We start from the raw sequence: 18,847 nt of genomic DNA on the forward strand, positions 1-18,847 counted from the left end.
CGAACGGTTCAAACCTATTGCAACTGCCCGGATGGGCCATTCTCGGTTGCGGCCTGTCGGTTCACGTTCAGGCCATCTGAGTTCACGTCGTGATGAACATCCCAGCGAAAGCGCCACCTTTGCGCTTGCCCTGAAGGCATCCTATTCTGGAGGAATAGCATCCGCTCGTGGGGACAGAATGTCGGTCCTGCCTTTCTTGAGAATTCACGCACCGCTAAACGCGGTGCTAGCTGCGCCTGGGCTGCTGGCGGTGGCCGCGCTCACCATGCCGGACATGTCCGCACGAAGCAGGCTGGCTCTGACTGCCGTGCTGGCGGTCATTTGGGGCGCTTATCTCCTACAGATGGCCGAGACTCTGATCAAGCACTGGGCGGGAGACCTTCGGGACAGGACGCCTGCAATCGCCATTGATATGCTCGCGGTTTTGGTTCCACTCGCTGCATTTCTGCTCGAAGGCACGCCCGACCGGAGCCTCTACTGTGCTGTCTGGCTGCTCAAACCGCTGCGCGACTCGACCTTCTTCCCGGTACTGGGCAGGGTGCTGGCCAACGAAGCGCGTAACCTGATCGGCGTCACCACGCTTTTCGGCGTCGTTCTGTTCGGTGTCGCGCTCGCGGCCTATGTCATCGAGCGCCACATCCAACCGGAAAAGTTCGGCAGCATCCCTCAGGCAATGTGGTGGGCGGTGGTCACGCTGTCCACCACCGGTTATGGCGACGCCATTCCGCAAAGTTTCGCCGGCCGCGTCCTGGCTGGGGCGGTCATGATGTGTGGCATCGGCGTCTTCGCGCTGTGGGCCGGCATTCTTGCCTCCGGCTTCTATCAAGAAATCCGTCGCGAGGATTTCGTCCGCAATTGGCAGTTGGTCGCCGCCGTGCCGTTGTTTCAGAAGCTCGGCCCGGCCGCGCTGGTCGAGATCGTGCGCGCCTTACGGCCTCGTAGTTTGCCGGCCGGCGCCGTGATCTGCCGAAGGGGCGAGACCGGGGATCGAATGTTCTTTGTTGTGGAGGGGCGGGTGAGCGTCGTGATGTCGAACCCAGTGGAGCTTGGCCCTGGCGCCTTCTTCGGCGAGATGGCGCTGATGAGCGGCGAACCGCGTACGGCGACCGTCAGCGCCGCAACGGCTGTCTCACTCCTGTCGCTGCACGCGGCGGATTTCCAGATGCTATGCAGCAGCAGCCCGGAAATCGCGGAAATCATCCGCAAGACCGCGCGCGAGCGGCACGGCACGGCGCCGACGGCTTGACCGTACCAAAGTCTTCGTCAGGAGGAGGGCGCAATGGCTAGGCTGTCCAACTGCTTGTCGAGAATGGCTGGCTGGAAGGGTCGCCATTGAGACGACGGGCCGCGGGCAGCCGCCTGGGGTAATGTCGCGTTGCGCCAAATTGTCAACTGAACGACCGCCACCAAACGGCGGGGCTAAACATCAGGTGCCTCCTCCAAGGTTAGGCGCGCGGCAGCAACAACATTCGCGAGCTTGCCAGCTAGCAGAGTATCTATCGGCGAGTTCCCGCCAAGCTTGTCCGTCGGCGCCATCAACCATCTCCAGGCAAGCCGATGGTCGCCAAACATGGCGATCAATTCGGCTATCCCATCTGCAGGGCGAGCATCGACAAACTGCTTCAATGGAAAAACAAACCTGCTGCTTCCAGATTTAAGTGCGATCACCTCATCGCGTTTCTGCCACCGAAAGAGCGTCGACCTCGGTATCCCAAAATGCCTTTCTATCACTGTTGGCCCAGCTACCGGCCCCGCCCAATCACTCGCCGCACTGAGAGGCGCTTGGGGGACCGCCGGTGGCGGTACCGCTTTGAAACGCTGCAGTCGTGGATCAAATCGGCCTTGTGCCTCTGCCACTATATGCCCGATAAATATCTGAGCGAGGTTTTCAACATCATCCTCGATAGTTGGGAGGGCTCGCTGAACAGCCTGAGTTTGAACACCGATTGCTGAAGATATATACCCTGCCAATCTCGCGGCAATTCTAAGGGCCGGCTTGCCGATTGTCGGATCGTGCTCAAGAAGAATTTTCGACACGGCGGCAGCCACCGTATTTTCCAGTCTTGGTCGGCTGGCTTGCTTAACAAGGTTTCCACCTCGTGAGAATCGCCGCCTAGTGACCATGCAGATTACCTCTTCAAATGCTACCTAAGTTGCGTGACCCCTGTTTAGCCGAGGAGACGTAGTACCTCAGTGCGTTGCGGAAGTCATAGACGGCAAACACAATGCACAATTGGCACCGTTCTGTCCAGTGGAGATGGTGACGTTGCTTGGAGTAATGCTTGGCCTACATTGTGTTCGAGCACCACCAAACCTAAACTCCGCGAAAAGACGTGGGGTCGCTGGCGCTTTTGCGCGCAGCCCTGACGAGATTTTCGTCATGGCCCGGTTTCGTTCTTGATCTCCAGCGCTGCCGGTAGCCCTTCGAGCACAGTGACGCAGCCATCGAGATCGTTGGTGGCCAGATGCGCGTAGCGCATCGTCATCGACATCGTCTGATGACCCAGCCACATCTGCACGCGCCTGATGTCGATGCCACCCTGGACGAGGCGCGCAGCACAGGTGTGACGCAGGATATGGGGTACGACCTGGTGGTCGGCGCCAAGTCCAACCTCGGCTTTCGCCTCGTTCCATATGGCACTGAACTGTGCCCGGCTCAACTTGGTGAACGGGCCTTTCGGCCGAGGGCGTCCGTCCGGAGGCATCCTGATCACCTCCTTGACCCGCTCGGTCATCGGGATGGTGCGGCTGCGGCCGGATATGATGGTTTGGAAACTGACGCGATGTTCCTTGATGTCGTTCCAGGTCAGCCCGAGCGCCTCGCCGAGACGGCAGCCGCTATCGACCAGGAAGACGGAAAGCCTGTAAGCATCCTCGCTGCGGCTCTTAATGGCGGCGAACAGCCGCGCTTCTTCATCCCTCTCGAGAAAACGAATCCGTCCCGCCCGCTCTTTCTGGCGGCGGAACTCGTGCAGGCTCTCGAGATCTCCCATGTTGTAAGCCTTGCGGAAGTGGTCGGGAGTTTCGGATCAACCAAAAGATTGAGCCTCCCCTAGCAGGGCAGCGCCTTCGACCACTCGGCCGCCTCTGCGTTGCGCCGCTGGATAAAGAAAAGCGCCGGCACAATCAACAAGGCCGTGTCATAATATGGAGAAGGTGAGCGCGCCGAACATTTCAGCCTTCCTCGGGTGCGGCAGTTCCGCGGCAATTCCTGGGCAGATGAGCCCCAGGCCTTGCATGATCCGGTCGGCCGATCGCCGGATTCGGCCGAGACAGGCGGTCGTGAGGGGACCAATGGTTAACGAGAGCTTTCCAAGTGAGGCCAAATCGTGACGTTTCTGCAACACAGGTCGGGGATAGCGGCCGAACTGTCCATGCGCCGGTACGATCGTGGTTGAACGCCGCCGGCTCATGGGTAATGTCAATTTCGAAGGAGCGGCGCGGTGCGCATCTTTTTCGGTAGTGGGGATGGGGCAGGGAACGCTGTCCTTCAGCAAAGAATACCCAGACCCGTTTTTTAACTTTTGACTGGAGGTCAGAAAATGAACATCAAGAGCCTTCTTCTCGGCTCCGCTGCGGCCCTGATCGCAGTTTCCGGTGCGCGCGCCGCCGACGCCGTCGTCGTCGCCGAGCCGGAGCCCGCTGAATACGTCAAGATTTGCGACGTCTACGGCGCTGGTTACTTCTACATCCCCGGCACCGAAACCTGCCTGCGCATCGGCGGCTATATCCGTTACGACATCGGCGTCGGCGACGTGGGTTCGTTCGACGGTGCGACAAGCGCCGATCACGAGACCCCCGGCGACAGCAACGACACCTTCTACAAGCATGCCCGTTTCGCGCTGAAGACCTGGACCGGTCAGGAAACCGAACTCGGCACCTTGAAGACCTATACCGAGACCCGCTTCAACTTCCAGAACAACAACCGTGACTCGGGCAGGTTCGGAACGCTCAATACTGCTGGCAACGGCGATACCGTCTCGCTGAACTTTGCCTGGATCCAGCTCGGTGGTCTCCGCGTCGGTAAGGATGAATCAGCCTTCGACACGTTCATCGGCTACGCCGGCAACGTGATCCAGGATACGCTGGTTCCGTATGGCGGCTTCGACACAAACGTCGTGCAGTACTACTTCGACGCTGGCAACGGCTTCTCGGCTGTGGTCTCTCTCGAAGAAGGCTCGGGCACCGACACGATCGACAGCTATGTTCCGCATGTCGTCGGTGGCGTGAAGTGGACGCAGGGCTGGGGCGCGGTTACTGGCGTCATCGCTTACGACAGCAACTATGAAGAAGTCTCCGGCAAGGTTCGCTTGGACGTGAACGCCACCGACCAGATTTCGCTGTTCATCATGGGCGGCTACGGCTCCGATGATAACCTCACCGACGGCACCTGGGCGTTCCCGGCTGGCGGTCGCGGCTTCTACAAGCCGTGGAGCGGCAATTGGGCAGTCTGGGGCGGCGGCACCTACAAGTTCAACGAAAAGACCTCGTTCAACCTCCAGGCGTCGTATGACGAAGGCAAGAACATTGGCATCGCCGCGAACGTTGCCTATGACATCGTTCCCGGCTTCACGATCACGGCCGAAGTCGACTACTCGCATCTCGGCGACGACTCCGTGTCGAACTGGACGGGTATTACTCCTGGCGATGACGACGCAATCGGCGGCATGCTCCGCTTCCAGCGCTCCTTCTAACAGGCGCTGCCTTATTGAAATCGAAAACCCGGCGGGCAACCGCCGGGTTTTTTCATGCCGTCTGTATGGAACTTCGGACAGCCGATGGCATGGCCGCCCGCCTGCTGCCACGCTTGCAGACGTGGAAGAACAACCCTAGCAGCGAAAAGGAAAGGAGGAAGCCAAACTGCTTGGCGAGCGACGCGCGAAACGGCGGGAGGCTCTGTGGCCAGGATACGCCGGCGGGACAGGTGAAGGAACGCGGCGGTCAGCCTGAGGAGACCCTGTTAGACTGGTCTATCGGCGGAAAGCGTACGCCGGCGGGATTGGATGCAAGCAAACTGCGCGCAGCATCAGGCACTACCGGTCAAATCTCAGCAAGATCGCCCAAGGCTTCAATCAACGGCTGAATCTCGCTTTCGTAATTCTTCCAACGCTTGACGGACGACGTATAGATCGGCTGGCGGACCTGCCAATTGCTGTAGGTGTTTACGGAGCCGCCTTTGTCAAAAAAGCGCAGGCAGGCATCGTCCCACGGCAATCCGAGATAATCCATGAGCCGGCGCGACTGCTCCTCCTGATTTTCGATCAACGTCTCGTAGCGATTTTCGAAAATACGACCCGGGAAAACCTTGTCCCAATGCCGCATCAAGCGATCATACTCCCGGTAGTAAAGCCCCAGCGTCTCAAGATCGGCACTGTAGCTGTGGGCTTTATTGAACTGCAGGACGAAACAGGAGATGCAATTGTCGATAGCGTCGCGACGACAATGAATGATACGCGCTTTGGGGAAAAGAAGGCCAACCAGGCCAATCAGCTCGAAATTGTGAGGCATCTTGTCAACGATTCGCAGCGAGTCGGGAGCCCGCTCGCGCAGATAAGCAAGGTGCTCTTCGGCCAAAGTCCTGGTCAGATCGGGAGTAATCATCGCGATGGATTGGCCGAAGTTCACGCTGGAGCGGTCTGCGACACCGAGTCCATTGGCTGTTCGCCTAAGTTTGCTGAGCTCGCCGGCGCCATGAACATCGGGGTGAGTGGCACAGATCTGCTCTGTCAATGTCGTGCCCGAACGAGGCATGCCCACGACGAATACAGGCGCCTCCGAGGGATTGCCGTACGCGGCTCTTGAAGCCACCAGTTCCGGCGCGAAGGTTGCGATCATGCCGTCGACCCAGCGGCGGTAAGACTGCAGATCGAATGTATGGCCCCCGGCTTCATTCCCCTTCTTAAAGTGATCCATCGCCTCCTTATAGCGACGGAGGTCGTTGAGAACCTTTCCTGCGGCGTGATGGAGCGCTGCCGCTCCCTCCGGCCCATGGCCCGGGTCTTGAAGCTCCGTCAGGATTGCCCCGAGTTCTGGCGGCTCTTCAGCGAATTTGCGCGTGCGTACAAGCGCGTTGTGGGCAGCCGGTACCGCGATGCGCCGTTCTATTGCCTCTTTCAGATGAACCGCGGCTTCGGCCATACGGCCGAGGCTTGCGAGCGCGCGGGGCAACCCCAACCGGGCTACGGGATGATCTCGGTCGATCCTGAGCGCCTTCTCAAAGAGCGGCAGCGCCATCTCCCCCTTGTCAAACGCATTGTAGGCATCGCCCAAGGCGCAAAGCGCTTCCACCAGATCCGGCTTCAAGTCCAGGGCGTACCGAAAGTGCTTGATCGCCGGCGTAAATTCGCTGACCTTCAAATAGGTCTCGCCGAGGCTAAGATGGTAGTAGGGATTCTGCGGATCCTCTGCCACCGCCCGAGCGAAATACCGCAGTGACTTTTCGTTATCGAAATCGAGCCCGAGCGTTCCCAGGATATATAGGGCCAGCGGATGGTTGGGCGTGCGAGCAAGGACCCTGTGGCACAGTTCCTCAGCCTCGGATAGACGTTCGGCCTGCTGCAACTCGAGCGCCTGCCGTAAAAGCAAGTCGTCGGCGTGGCTGCGGTGGGGGCCTGCCTTGAACTGCGCTTTGGATGACGCAGCCTTCGGTGATGCCGCCTTCGGCGAGGGTGGGGTGCGGAGGTGCTTTGCCCATGCGGGCGGCAATCGGTTGCTCATCCTTGGTTCGCTAGCAAAAGGGGCTTGGAGAATCCAGCCTCAACAGCCGTTTTGCGCAGAGCGCTGGTGTCGCCCCATCGATTTGCCCATTCTTCCGGATCGACCCTTATCGGATTTCCGTTCCGCGCTATGAGGTAGTAACCTAGCTCCCTCCGCACTGCCAAGACAATCCGGTGATCACAAGTTTGGCGCGTCTCAAACCATTCATGGGATGCGATATAAGCAACCACCTGCAAACCTCGCCGCGATGTCTCGGCCAGGTCACGGCGCTCCTTCGACCGAACTCGTGGACGCCATGGCGTCGGCGCCGGCGGCGCTGTGGAGACAGGATTGCCGGTTGCCCGAGGCGCGCACGAACCCTGCCGCCTAGTGGCGATCCCCGACGTCGCTCCGGTGACGGCGCTCTTTCCTATTCCGTCGTGCTGGCTTTTTTTCTGCGACGAATGGTGTGCGATTGCGCGACGGCCATTTTCACCGCGGGTGTAATCGCCAAAGATCCGTTCTCTGCCTCATGCGGATTCTGCAGCCCTTGGACGTGGACGGTCGGAAATGGGAGTTCGATGCCCTGCTCCTTGAAGACCTGGCGGAGGCGTACGTAGAATTTGCGTTTCATACCAAAGGCGCCTCCCGGCCTGGTTGTGGCCTTGACCCTCAATACAATGCCGTATTCGCCAAACTCCTGTACGCCCTGCATCTTGATCGGGTCGAGCACCCAGTGCTTGAACTCAGGATCTTCCGCCAATTCGAGGCCGATCCGCTTGATCAGCTTGCGAGCGAATTCGATATCGGTGTCATAGCCGACGGTGATGTTGAATTTGTCGATAACCCAGTCACGGCTCTGGTTCTGGACGGCCCCGAGTTCACCGAAAGGTATGGTGAACAGCGGACCCCGATGGTGGCGCAGCTTCACCGAGCGCAGGGAAAAGCTTTCCACGGTACCCTTGTAATTGCCCGAGGAAATATATTCGCCGACACGAAACGCGTCGTCGAGCAGAAAAAAAACGCCCGAAATGATGTCCTTGACGATAGTTTGTGCGCCAAAGCCCACCGCGACGCCGACAACGCCGGCGCCAGCGATCAGTGGGCCAATCTGGATACCCAGCGAGGCGAGCATCATAAGCGCTGCCATCACGATGATCGATGCGAGCAGGATGTTCTGGAGGATCGGCAACAGCGTGTGCAGCCGCGCCTGCTGCGGATCTAGCATCGGGACCTCTTCGTCGCCGATCACAGGGTGTGCCGTTTCGATGCCCAGCTTTCGTTCGATCAAGGCTTTGATGATCGACCAGCCGAAATCGGCTGCGAGGGCAATGACCACGACATTGATCAGGCCGCGCAATATGAAGGTCGTCGTCGTATCGCTGCCGCGCATGGATTGCATGTCCAGGCCCCAGACACGCGCTAGAAAGTAAGCCGCCGCCAGGATGAAAATCATTCGGATTCCGCGATCGATGACAGCGATCGCCACCGCCGGGATCGTAGGCCGGCCAAGATCTACCGAACCTGGTCGCAGGACGAAGTTAACCCCGCGCTGCGTCGTCACGATTGCCCAAGGCAGGAAGAGTGCGGCGAAGGTAAACCAGAAGTATACATAAAGGCCCGCGATGCGCTGCAGAAACAGGACGAGGAAATAAGCTGTCAACAGCCATGTCGCTTCCGTGTGAACGCTGTGGCGCGCACCGTCTCGCTGCGTTCTTGGCCGACGCCAAATGGCCAGCAGCACGAGCAACAGCAGCACGAAATCGGCGCCAAGCGACAGGACCATCATTCCGTCCTGATCGATGCCGAGACCTGGCAAGAGGATGAACGCGGCGGCGACGAAGTCGAAGACGCCAACGATCCGGGGCAGCCAATAGGACCAATGGTCAGCCGCTTCGTTGGTGATTGGCAAAGCACGAACCTCGACGGCGTTGTCGACGTTCATGAAGGAAGGGACGAGCATGGCCATGACGTACATGCGCACCCCCCATGTAACGACTGCCGCCATCAAGAATGTCAGTACAATCTCGCGGATAAGCATTGGCCAGTCGAACAGCATGAACGCGCCGGCGCTGCCCAGTGCGAACGAGACGATCAGCATGCTGGAATAAAGCGTGCGGCCACCAATCTTCTTGGCCCGCCCAACGGGCGTATCCTTCGGTTGCGCGATAATCCAGAGACGAAATGGACGGCTCAACTTGTACGTTGCCCAAGTAAGCGCCAGGCCGGCAGCGATGAACATCGCAATCAGCAAGAGTACCCCGGCAGATCCCTTGCTGGACATATCCTCCATGGTCTCTGCCCGAACGCGCGCGAACTGACCCGGCAGCAGGGGCAAAGTTCGCACGATTCTTCCGATATGATCCCTGATCATATCGAGCGTCGAGGATGCCATCGTATTCATCTGGCCTGATGCGGCCGCGGCGCCGGACGATGCGTCGGCCGGAGAAGCGCCTGCCCCGGCAGGCGCTCTCGTTGACGCGGCGTCCTGATTTCGCTGTTCGGCCATCCAGGCCTTCACTGACGCATCGTCGAGCAGTTCGAATAGCTGTTTGACCCTTTCAGGCGGGACGGTCGCCGGCGCCTGCGCCTGCGCTGGACCAGCCAACAAGAGGGCGGTTCCAAAGATGAGCTGCCTGGCAACCAGGACGAACATCGCGCCAAGGTGTCGGAGAGGTTGTGTCGGGCGCGCCAGGTTCCTGGTTCCCAATCGTCGAATGATGAGACGCATCGTGCTGTTAACCTTCCGGTCAGATCGGCAAGCAACGACATCTATGCCCGCCATTGCTCCTAGGTTGAAGGAGCCGATGTTGTGGTACAAGAGTCCACCGTTCAAGCTAGACAATTGCGTAGGGTGTGGTCACGCAAATCAGTCATGTGATCCGCAATTCAAAGACGCTGGGCGTTACGGCGGCTTCCGATAGAGCAAAACGCGCGTATGCCGCGTTGCGCATCGCCGGCCGAGGCTATGTGATGGAAATCTGGGACCCTCACACAGGCTATACACATCAGGGCAGCCAAAAGCATCACCGTGTGCGTCTATCCCCGCATAACGCGATAGACAGTTGCATCGCCCTTTACACCTCGAAGAGGCGCATCGAAAGCGACAATGCGTGGCCCGGCAAGGGGTCGCTCACGCCTGGTGCGGAATAGAGCGCTTGGGAGATGCTGACATTGTCTACCGTTCAAACGAGCACGGCCTCGATGGTAGCAACAAAGTCGTCGAGCGAGCGATCCCCGCGAATCTCGATGCGCGGAAGGTCGATGGGGTCGCTATTAAGGTCCGCCGGTCCGTGTCTGCCGCCGAAGCCGATCCGGTAGCCGCACTCCTTGGCCAGCCTGCCGAGCCGTTGGTCGGTGACAGAGAAGGGTGCCGCGAAGGCCGTGGTTGGCCGGCCGGTCCACCGTTCGACGAACATACGAGAGCGCAGGAGCTCGGCGGCCAAATCAGAGCTCGACAGACCATCGATGGCGCGGTGCGTCGCCAGATGGCTTCCGAAGAACGCACCCTCGGCGGCGAGACGTCGCACCGTTCCGGCGTCCATAAGCCGCGTCGGCGGACCGCTGACGGCGTCCCACTTTGCACTTTCCCCCACCAGGTCCGTCACCAGGAACACTTCCGCGGTCAGGTCGTGCGCACGCAAGATCGGCCAGGCATGGTCGGCAAAGTTCTGGAATCCGTCATCGAAGGTGATGAGCACCGGGCGGCCAGTGAAAGGCTGACGGTTGGCGATGGACAATTCCAGTTGCTCGGACATGATCGCGTGAAAGCCATTGGCGCGCAGCCATGCCATCTGGCTCGCGAATGCGGCGGGCGTGAGTCGGAAACGGGCGAGCGCGGCCGGACCTTCATCGGCGACGCTGTGATACATGAGGACAGGGATACGTTGCCGCCGCTCGCTACGAGCGACGGCGCGGCGCAAGACCCGTGCCCCGCCCCAGACAATGTTTCGCGCGACCCCGATGCCGATGGGTGCGCGGACCGGCACATGATCAATCACCGGCTCCGTCGCCACGTAATCCGGCGACAGGCGGCAGAAGCGATCTATTCGATAGAGTTCGGTCTGGATCGATTGCGCAAGGACGAGACCTTCGGTCTCTGCGAAGGTTTGCGAGATCGTTTGTGCGCCGAAAGTGTTCCAGTCGAAGCCCGTCCTTTCAATATTGTCGCGTAGCACGAATGCGTGTGCATTGATGAAACTGCCGCCAGGCGCCAGTGCCTCAACGAATTTTTTGGCGATGCGCCGCAACCCGGCGAGATCTTCTAGGTAGTAGAGCACTTCCGAACAGACGATCAGTTCCATCTCATTGGGCAGCGTGTCCGCAAAAAAATCCAGTACACTGAATTCGACATTCGGCTGGTCCGAGCAGCGCGCGCGCGCCCGTTCGATGGCTACGGCGGAAATGTCTGTGGCGGTCAAATGGCCCACTCGGGGTGCCAGTTGTCGCGTGAAATGGCCTTCCGCACAGGCCAGCTCAAGCGCCCGTCCTATGGGACCGGCCGGCAGAATTTCGAGCTGCCGCTCATATTTTTCCTGCTCGTAGGCCGAGCTGTAGCTCCAGGGATCCTCGGTCGCGAAATACCGGTTCCAGAACGACTTACGATCCTTGTCGTGGCCACTCGAGGCGGGTGCACGGCGCGGCGCTGGAAGCGGCTGCGTAGCGTCAGCGCTTGACCGAACCAGTTCCCGCGCTTCCGACATCAATTGCGCGAGTTTACCGAAGTGGCTGTCCGGATCAGGCCGGCGTTCCGTTGTCGTCGACAGTGCCTCGGCTGCCAGCGTGCTTGATGTGTCGGCGCCGTCGTCCTTTTGTGGTAGGAAATTCAGGATCAGTTCAATCCAATGGCGCCTTGTCACTTTCCCGAGTACGCCGAACTGTACGATAGCCCCGATCTGCCCATCCATCATCAGGTAGGCATAGATTTGATCGATTTCTTCCGAAAGCTCGGTCGACGTTGGATTTCGAGCGTCGACGCGAATTCCGAAAGTGCGCGCCAGCCTGCGAGGAGCGGCAAGATCGTCGGCGTCGAGCAGCATTTGCTCGAGATGATACTGGACGCGACGACCCGCAACCGGGTCGCCCCAGACCTTGCCGAGTTCGATGATCAACTGTGTGATGGCGCCGCCAAACCTGTCCCACCGGGCAGCCATATGGGCTGGCACCGATAGGCTTCCTACCATCAGGCCGTCGAAGGTCACCTTGGCGATCTCGCGCGCCCACTTACGCCTTGCCGGCAGCGCGCGCAGGGATTGCGGGTTGATCGAGCCGCCGCCGCTGCCGCAATCCGACGCAGCGTTCCACAGGGCGAACCACGCCAGTGCTTCGGAAGCGGTGCGGCCGCCCGCCGAGATCGCGCCATTGGCATGCGCCGGCGCTGGGTGCTTGACCCTGGGGTCGGTGGCAAAGCCGCGGGCGATAATGATTTCCGCGTCTGCCAGCGTCTGCCTCGAATTGCGGGTGAGCGCGTTGGGGCTGGCTCGACAAAAGGCGAGCGGCTCGTCGACCATCACCCAATTTGTGCCCTGACGTGCGACGCGCTGCCATAGATCCCAATCCTCGCAGCTGCGCAGCGACACGTCAAAACCGCCCAATTCGACTATTGTTTCCCGGTCGACCAGCAGCGCGTGAGTGGCGATGGCACATCGGCGGGCGAACGTTTCGAAGGGCTGGCCTGCGACCTCGGGCGCGATGCTCGCCGGGGTGAGCGCTCCATCGGGCATCACGCGCCGCGAACCGCAATAGGCGGCGACTGCATCGGGAGCGGTTTTCAGCGCAGCCAGCATTTTTGTAAGAAAGCTGGCATCCAGCCAGTCATCGGCATCCAGGAACATCAGCCAGTGGCCGCGCGCCGTCGAAATCCCGTTGTTACGTGCGCCGGCGGGGCAATTGGCGCAAGAACTCAAGGTGCGAAATCGGGCATCCTGTTCCACATAAGCGGCGATGATCGCGGGGGTGCGGTCCGTGGAGGCGTCGTCGACGATGATCGCCTCCCAATCCGCGGTTTCCTGATCGACAAGGCAATCGAGTGCCCGCGTCAGCGTTACCTCCGCGTTGTGCGCAGGAACAACGATCGAAACCAATGGATTATGCGCCACGTGTCTCACCCGCGCCTTGTTCGTTCAGATAGAACAAATGCGTTGATCTTTGTCGGCGCAAGCCGTCGCGATCAACCCCGGTCCATTCGAGCCCATCGTCGACCATAACTATATCAATATCCGGTAGGTCTGCCGGCGGATGCCGGCATGCATTGTGCCGAATGTTTTGCTCGACATTGAACATCGATACCACACCGCCTTGCGGTAGCATTATTCTGGATCATCGAGCTTTCGTATTCTTCGGAGAGTCACCGAATGTCAAAACCGGATAACGGCATCGGATGGCCGCACTGCCCTGTCAAGATCGGGGCTGATTAGGTAGCAAAAAAAGACCTGAAGACAGGCTTGAATGGCAAGCGCTCATGCCCGTGCCTTAGTTGCTGCGCCGCCCGGCAACAAAAGATGATCGCGTGCGAAGACGCGAGGGCAAGCTGATCCTGATCGAACTAATCGGAACCGCGGCCGAACTGCGAGCGCGCCGCAGTTGTTGATCATGGATCCATGGCGCCGCCAATCTACGCGCATGATGACGCAAAAGGGTCTGTTCGCTGGACAGATTGTGGAGCTCGAGCCGCATGTCAAATTTACGCGTGACCCGCTTAGGCGGAGAAGATTCCGGCTTGCGAGCCGGGTATTTTGCTGACATCTTTACTAGTTGCTAAATTAGCACGCTGTAGCTGTTTAAATGAAGGGTATAGGGATGGCCAAGGAATCTTCGAGTACCGCTTCTCCGGCAAATAAAGCGGACGGAAATCTGACAAGTAATGCAGACGCCAACGGGCTCGCCTTCATGGCGGGCCAGGCTCGCGAGAGCGGGACCCCCGGCGACGCTGTAGGTGTCGACAAGATACGTGATCTGCTGTTCGGCAACCAGATGCAGGACTATGACCGCCGCTTTTCCAAGCTTGAAGAACGGGTCTTGCAGCGGTTCAAGGATGTCGAATCGGAGGCCAAGCGCAATCTTGAAATGTACGAGTCAAATGCGAAAAAGCAGATCGACTCGCTTGCGGCGCAGTTGCGGAACGAAAAAGACGCGCGAGCCGACGCCGACAAGGAGATTGACCGAAATCTTCGCGAACAAAATCAGGCGCTTGAAAAGCAGGTGCGCGCATTGTCGGATCAATTGAATGAGCTTGAGCGCGAAATTGCCGACCGGATAAATCGAAACGACCATTTGCTGCGTGAGGAAATCAAGCAAAAGAATGAAGCCATTCAGATGCTGATGGAAAAAATGTTTTCCGATCTCGGCAACGTCAAGACCGACCGAAATCTTTTGGCCGGCCTGTTTGTCGAGGTTGCAAAATGTCTGAATCAGGATCCCGTCGGCAGCAAGAGCAACTCGGACCGTAGCTGGAAAGTGAGTTGATCGGATTTGACGTCGACCGTCGACCCAATCAGCCTTCCGCATAGAACAGCCTCGAACGATACAGAGATTGATCGCGAGGCTCTGGCCCGTCTTTTGATCGAAATTGCCCGGAACGTTGATCCGGACTACCGTGCGCGACTCGACGGAGTTCCATCCGCCGATCCTCGCATGGAAACGCTGCGCCAGTTGCTGGTCAGCCGCGAAATTTCAGAGCTTTCACGAGTTACGCATCTGCTCGACGAACCGGAGCAGCTTGCCGCAGCAGTGGGCGACGTGCTTCCCAGTGCGGCCGCCCGAGCCCCTCATGCGCAACTCGGCGAGGCCCTTGCGCCGGCTGTCGAAAGGGCTGTGCAACGGTCGATCCAGAAGAGCCCGCGCACGCTGACCGATATATTATACCCCGTGTTTCTTCCGGCAATTCGCAAGTCAATCGGGGAAAAAATCGACCAGACATTTCAGTCGCTTAATGAAACTCTACGACATATATTTACCTGGCACGGGCTCAAATGGAGAATTGAGGCGTGGCGAACCGGAGCCAGCTTCTCGGAAGTTGTTCTTAAGCACTCTCTTCTTTATCGTGTTGAACATGTCTTTCTCATTAACCGAACTTCTGGGCTATTGATAGCGCATGTAGCTGCCGACAATGCGACGAGCGAAGATCCTCAACTGATCTCTTCTATGCTGAGTGCAATCCAAGACTTTGTGAAGGACTCATTCAACGAGAAGGAGCAGAGCGGCCTGGACACTATTCGTTTTGGCGACCTTCGTCTCTGGTCAGAAGTAGGACCGTTCGCGACCCTGGTGTCGGTGATCCGAGGAAACCCCCCAGAAGGATTGCATGACATAGTTCGCGACGTGTTGCTCCGTGTCCATGAGGACTACTCGCAGGCTTTAATGGAGTTTGACGGCGACGGATCGCAGTTGGCCGGCATAGAGGCGCAGCTGCAGACTTGCGTCGAGCTGAAGCAGGAGGAATCAAACCAGGGATTTCCGTGGCTGGTGGTGGGCCTGGGCCTGCTGCTGTTGGTTCTGGCAGGCGGTTGGTTCTTTCTTTCATGGCAATCCGGGCAGCGCTGGCAGGCTTATGTGTCACGACTGGGGACCCAGCCGGGCATCATCGTTGCCGAACAAAAGATACGCGATGGCCAATTCTATATTGCCGGCCTGCGAGACCCGCTTGCCGTCGACCCGCAAGCCCTGCTGTCTGGAACGCAGGTCGATCCCGGCAGGGTCCATTCACAGTGGCAATTTTACCAGAGCCTCGAACCGGAGTTCGTGTTGAAGCGGCTGACGGCATCGCTGGCCCCGCCGGAGTCAGTACGGCTTGCCATCGTCGATGGGCGCATCGTTGCCGAGGGTGAGGCTCCCGACACCTGGATAGATCGGGCGCGCGCAGCGGCCCGACAGCTTTCGGCAGGCGGCCCGGTATTCGATATCTCAAGGGTCCGCGATGTAAGCCCCGAAGCACGCGCGGCAGAGCACTGGCAGGCCTATGTGTCGCGACTGGAGACCCAGCCGGGCATCATCGTTGCCGAACAAAAAATACGCGATGGCGAATTCTATATTGCCGGCCTGCGGGACCCGCTTGCCGTCGACCCGCAAGCCCTGCTGTCGGGAACGCAGCTCGATCCTGTCCGGGTCCATTCGCAGTGGCAATCCTATCAGAGCCTTGGACCGGAGTTCGTGCTGAAGCGGCTGACGGCGTCGCTGGCTCCGCCGGCGTCAGTACGGCTTGCCATCGTCGATGGGCGCATCGTTGCCCAGGGTGAGGCTCCCGACACCTGGATAGATCGGGCGCGCGCCGCCGCCCGACAGCTTTCGGCAGGCGGACCGGTATTCGATATCTCAAGGGTCCGCGATGTAAGCCCCGAAGCACGCGCGGCCGAGCACTGGCAGGCCTATGTGTCGCGCTTGGAGACCCAGCCGGGCATCATCGTTGCCGAACAAGATATACGCGATGGCCAATTCTATATTGCCGGCCTGCGGGACCCGCTTGCCGCCGACCCGCAAGCCCTGCTGTCGGGAACGCAGGTCGATCCCGGCAAGGTCCATTCGCAATGGCAATCCTATCAGAGCCTTGAACCGGAGTTCGTGTTGAAGCGGCTGACGGCGTCGCTTTATCCGCTGAAATCGGTTCGGCTTTCGATCGTCGACAATCGCATTGTTGCCGAGGGTGAGGCTCCCGACACTTGGATAGATCGGGCGCGCGCCGCGGCCCGACAGCTTTCGGTAGGCGGACCGGAATTCGACATCTCCAGGGTTCGTGATGTGAGCCCCGAAGCACGCGAGGCCGAGCACTGGCAGTATTATGTGTCGCGACTTGAGGCCCAACCGGGGATCATCGTCGCCCAGCAGACGGTTAGAGGCGGCCAATTCTACATTTCCGGCCTGAGAGACCCGCTTGCCGCCGACCCGCAAGCTCTGCTGTCCGGAACGCAGGTTGATCCTGCCCGCGTTCATTCACAGTGGCAATTCTTTCAAAGCCTTGATCCAAAGTTCGTGGTGAAGCGGCTGACGGCGTCGCTGTCCCCGCCGAAATCGGTTCAGCTTTCGATCATCCAAGGTCGCATCCTAGTCGTGGGGGAGGCGCCTGCCGCGTGGATCAACCGGGCGCAGGCCGCCGCTGAACAGCTTTCGGCCGACGGAGTGGTTCTGGATGTCTCACAGCTGCGCGAGCTGAACCTTGCAGAACTTAATTATTTGAGAGAGGCCATCCAGACGACCGATATTTTCTTCTCTTCCGGCAAAGTTGTGCCGGGACCAGAGCAGCTGCCGGTTCTCGACAGGCTGGCGGATCAGATAAAGGAATTCGCCCAAAATGCCCGCAAGTCAGGCGTAGCTGCGCGCTTCATGCTGACCGGGCATTCGGACGCCACTGGCCGTGAGACGGCCAACGCGTCGATCAGTGCAGCCCGCGCCGAGACCGTTCGTGCGCTTCTCAACAAACGCGGCGTCGCTCCGGAACTGCTGCTGGTTCGAGGCGCGGGCACTTTTGAGCCGCTGGTGCCTGAAAACAGTCAAGCCGGGAGCTCCACCAATCGCCGGGTTTCGATTACGGTAAACCTGGACTAGGGGAGCCCAAGATGGTGCAAAGAAAGATCTGCATGCTGGGCGGGTTCGCCGTCGGAAAGACGAGCCTGGTTCGCAGGTTTGTGCAAAGCATTTTTTCAGAAACCTACCTGACCACGGTGGGAGTGAAAATCGACAAGAAGAATGTCGCACTCCCGGATAAAACCGTCGATCTGATTTTGTGGGACTTGGCCGGCGAAGACGACATCGGCTCATTCCGCGTCAGCTATGTTCGAGGTGCAACCGGGCTTGTGCTAGTCGTCGATGGAACCCGCGCTGCGACACTTGCCGTGGCGCTCACGCTGCGGGAACGGGCCGAGGCCGAATTCGGCGCAATGCCGTTCGTAGTGCTGATCAACAAATCCGACCTGGCCGATCGGTGGGCAATATCGGATGGTGATATCAACGAACTCAGGCAGCGTGGATGGCAAATCTATCTCACGAGTGCACTCTCGGGTGAGAATGTCGATGATGCGTTTCGTCAACTTGCCTTGATGGTAACCAAGTAGACCATGCACGGATTGCCCAAAGAAGTTAGCAGTTGGATTTTCAACTTCTTCTACAATGGGAACTCCGTCGCGTATCTGAAAATCGACCCTCAGCTTTGCGTGGCTGCGAAGGGCGGTAATGTTGAGCATTACGGGCTCTCCTCGCTTCGCATTGGCGAGCCTGTTGCCGAGCAGCTTGAATTCATGGAAGGTTTGCTGCCTTGCCCGGAGCTTCCGTTTCACATTGCCATGGTCGAACTGCCCAGCGGGCGTGTCGCTGACCTTCATTTTTTTGCTGACAATGCCTGCGTGTGGCTGCTCTTTCTTGACGCGACTGCCGAACGCGACAATAGGCAGCGGCTTCAACAAAAGGCTTATGAAATGACCCTCCTGCAAGAGAGGGAGCGTCAACTCAACAAGGAATTACAATCGACGAACGAGGCGTTGAGGAAGAGCCAGGAGGGGTTGGCGCGTGAATACCATCGCGCCGAAACCCTGCTCCTCAACATTCTTCCTGCGTCCATCGCGGAGCGGCTAAAGGCGCACAAAAAAATTGCTGACAACCATGCAGAAGTGAGTGTGCTTTTTGCCGACATAGTCGGTTTCACAGAACGAGCGCGGAGCGTCGGAGCCGTAACGACACTCGCAATTTTGAATTACTTCTTCAAGGCGGCGGATCGGCTCTCGGAACGATACGGCTGCGAAAAGATCAAGACAATCGGCGATTGTGTGATGGTGGTCGCTGGCCTGCCCACCGCGCGTGCCGATCATGCGAAGGCACTCGCGCGCTATGCACTTGAGCTGCGTAAGGCGGTCAAGCGCGAACGCTTCGCAGGAGAACCGCTGAGACTCAGAATTGGAATTCACTCAGGGCCCATCGTCGCCGGCGTCATAGGCAAGAGGCGGTTCGCCTATGACCTGTGGGGCGAGACGGTTAATCTCGCCTCGCGTATTCAAACCTCCGCGGAGCCCGATGAAATCCGCATTTCGGATGCAACTCGCCAAATGCTTGGACCAAATTTTGCTTGCGACCCACTCGAGGAAACGGAATTGCGTGGTACCGGTCGTGTGCGAATGTGGCGGCTCCCGGCCTGATTGCCGCGCAGCAGTGCCGATCCTAGGCCCATTCA

Annotated in this window: 10 protein-coding genes and 1 pseudogene; 6 read left to right on the top strand and 5 right to left on the bottom strand. The window is 59.1% G+C overall.

Annotated features, from left to right (window positions below; genetic code table 11):
- Positions 1-178 precede the first annotated feature (178 nt).
- Positions 179-1,246: a cyclic nucleotide-gated potassium channel gene (locus FJ943_RS13830; RefSeq protein WP_140661360.1), complete on the top strand. Its 1,068-nt coding sequence runs from the start codon at positions 179-181 to the stop codon at positions 1,244-1,246.
- 173 nt (positions 1,247-1,419) lie between these two features.
- Here the strand turns inward: FJ943_RS13830 and FJ943_RS13835 are convergent, their stop codons facing one another.
- Complete coding sequence (locus FJ943_RS13835; protein WP_181174552.1) at positions 1,420-2,049, bottom strand: antitoxin Xre/MbcA/ParS toxin-binding domain-containing protein; 630 nt, start codon at positions 2,047-2,049, stop codon at positions 1,420-1,422.
- A gap of 329 nt (positions 2,050-2,378) precedes the next feature.
- Positions 2,379-3,008: pseudogene (locus FJ943_RS13840) on the bottom strand (site-specific integrase); the annotation flags it as partial.
- A gap of 534 nt (positions 3,009-3,542) precedes the next feature.
- On the opposite strand from FJ943_RS13840, the gene FJ943_RS13845 reads away from it, so the two are divergent.
- Positions 3,543-4,694 carry a porin gene (locus FJ943_RS13845; RefSeq protein ID WP_140616480.1) on the top strand — a complete coding sequence of 384 codons (1,152 nt, stop codon included), beginning with the start codon at positions 3,543-3,545 and terminating at the stop codon, positions 4,692-4,694.
- 346 nt (positions 4,695-5,040) lie between these two features.
- Here FJ943_RS13845 and FJ943_RS13850 read toward each other — a convergent pair whose 3' ends face one another.
- The 3 genes from FJ943_RS13850 to FJ943_RS13860 all read right to left on the bottom strand — a co-directional run bounded on the left by FJ943_RS13850 (position 5,041) and on the right by FJ943_RS13860 (position 12,794).
- A complete protein-coding gene (locus FJ943_RS13850; RefSeq protein ID WP_140722157.1) occupies positions 5,041-6,717 on the bottom strand; it encodes a sulfotransferase in 1,677 nt (558 codons plus the stop codon).
- Between the two features lie 409 nt (positions 6,718-7,126).
- Positions 7,127-9,427 (bottom strand): mechanosensitive ion channel family protein, encoded by a 2,301-nt coding sequence (locus tag FJ943_RS13855; protein ID WP_224720324.1) that lies wholly within the window; start codon positions 9,425-9,427, stop codon positions 7,127-7,129.
- A gap of 454 nt (positions 9,428-9,881) precedes the next feature.
- Positions 9,882-12,794 (bottom strand): trifunctional glycosyltransferase/class I SAM-dependent methyltransferase/polysaccharide deacetylase, encoded by a 2,913-nt coding sequence (locus FJ943_RS13860; protein WP_140722160.1) that lies wholly within the window; start codon positions 12,792-12,794, stop codon positions 9,882-9,884.
- 700 nt (positions 12,795-13,494) lie between these two features.
- On the opposite strand from FJ943_RS13860, the gene FJ943_RS13865 reads away from it, so the two are divergent.
- The 4 genes from FJ943_RS13865 (at position 13,495) to FJ943_RS13880 (ending at position 18,812) form a co-directional block, all read left to right on the top strand.
- A complete protein-coding gene (locus tag FJ943_RS13865) occupies positions 13,495-14,160 on the top strand; it encodes a hypothetical protein (RefSeq protein ID WP_140616482.1) in 666 nt (221 codons plus the stop codon).
- Between the two features lie 168 nt (positions 14,161-14,328).
- Entirely contained in the window at positions 14,329-17,232 is a 2,904-nt protein-coding gene (locus FJ943_RS13870) for an OmpA family protein (RefSeq protein WP_224720323.1), read from the top strand.
- Positions 17,233-17,243: 11 nt separating this feature from the next.
- On the top strand, positions 17,244-17,738 hold the full coding sequence (locus FJ943_RS13875; RefSeq protein WP_140661355.1) for a Rab family GTPase: 495 nt from the start codon (positions 17,244-17,246) through the stop codon (positions 17,736-17,738).
- Positions 17,739-17,741: 3 nt separating this feature from the next.
- Positions 17,742-18,812 (top strand): adenylate/guanylate cyclase domain-containing protein, encoded by a 1,071-nt coding sequence (locus tag FJ943_RS13880; RefSeq protein ID WP_140722166.1) that lies wholly within the window; start codon positions 17,742-17,744, stop codon positions 18,810-18,812.
- Positions 18,813-18,847 lie beyond the last annotated feature (35 nt).

This window comes from Mesorhizobium sp. B2-3-10 (assembly GCF_006442275.1).
Classification (GTDB): domain Bacteria; phylum Pseudomonadota; class Alphaproteobacteria; order Rhizobiales; family Rhizobiaceae; genus Mesorhizobium; species Mesorhizobium australicum.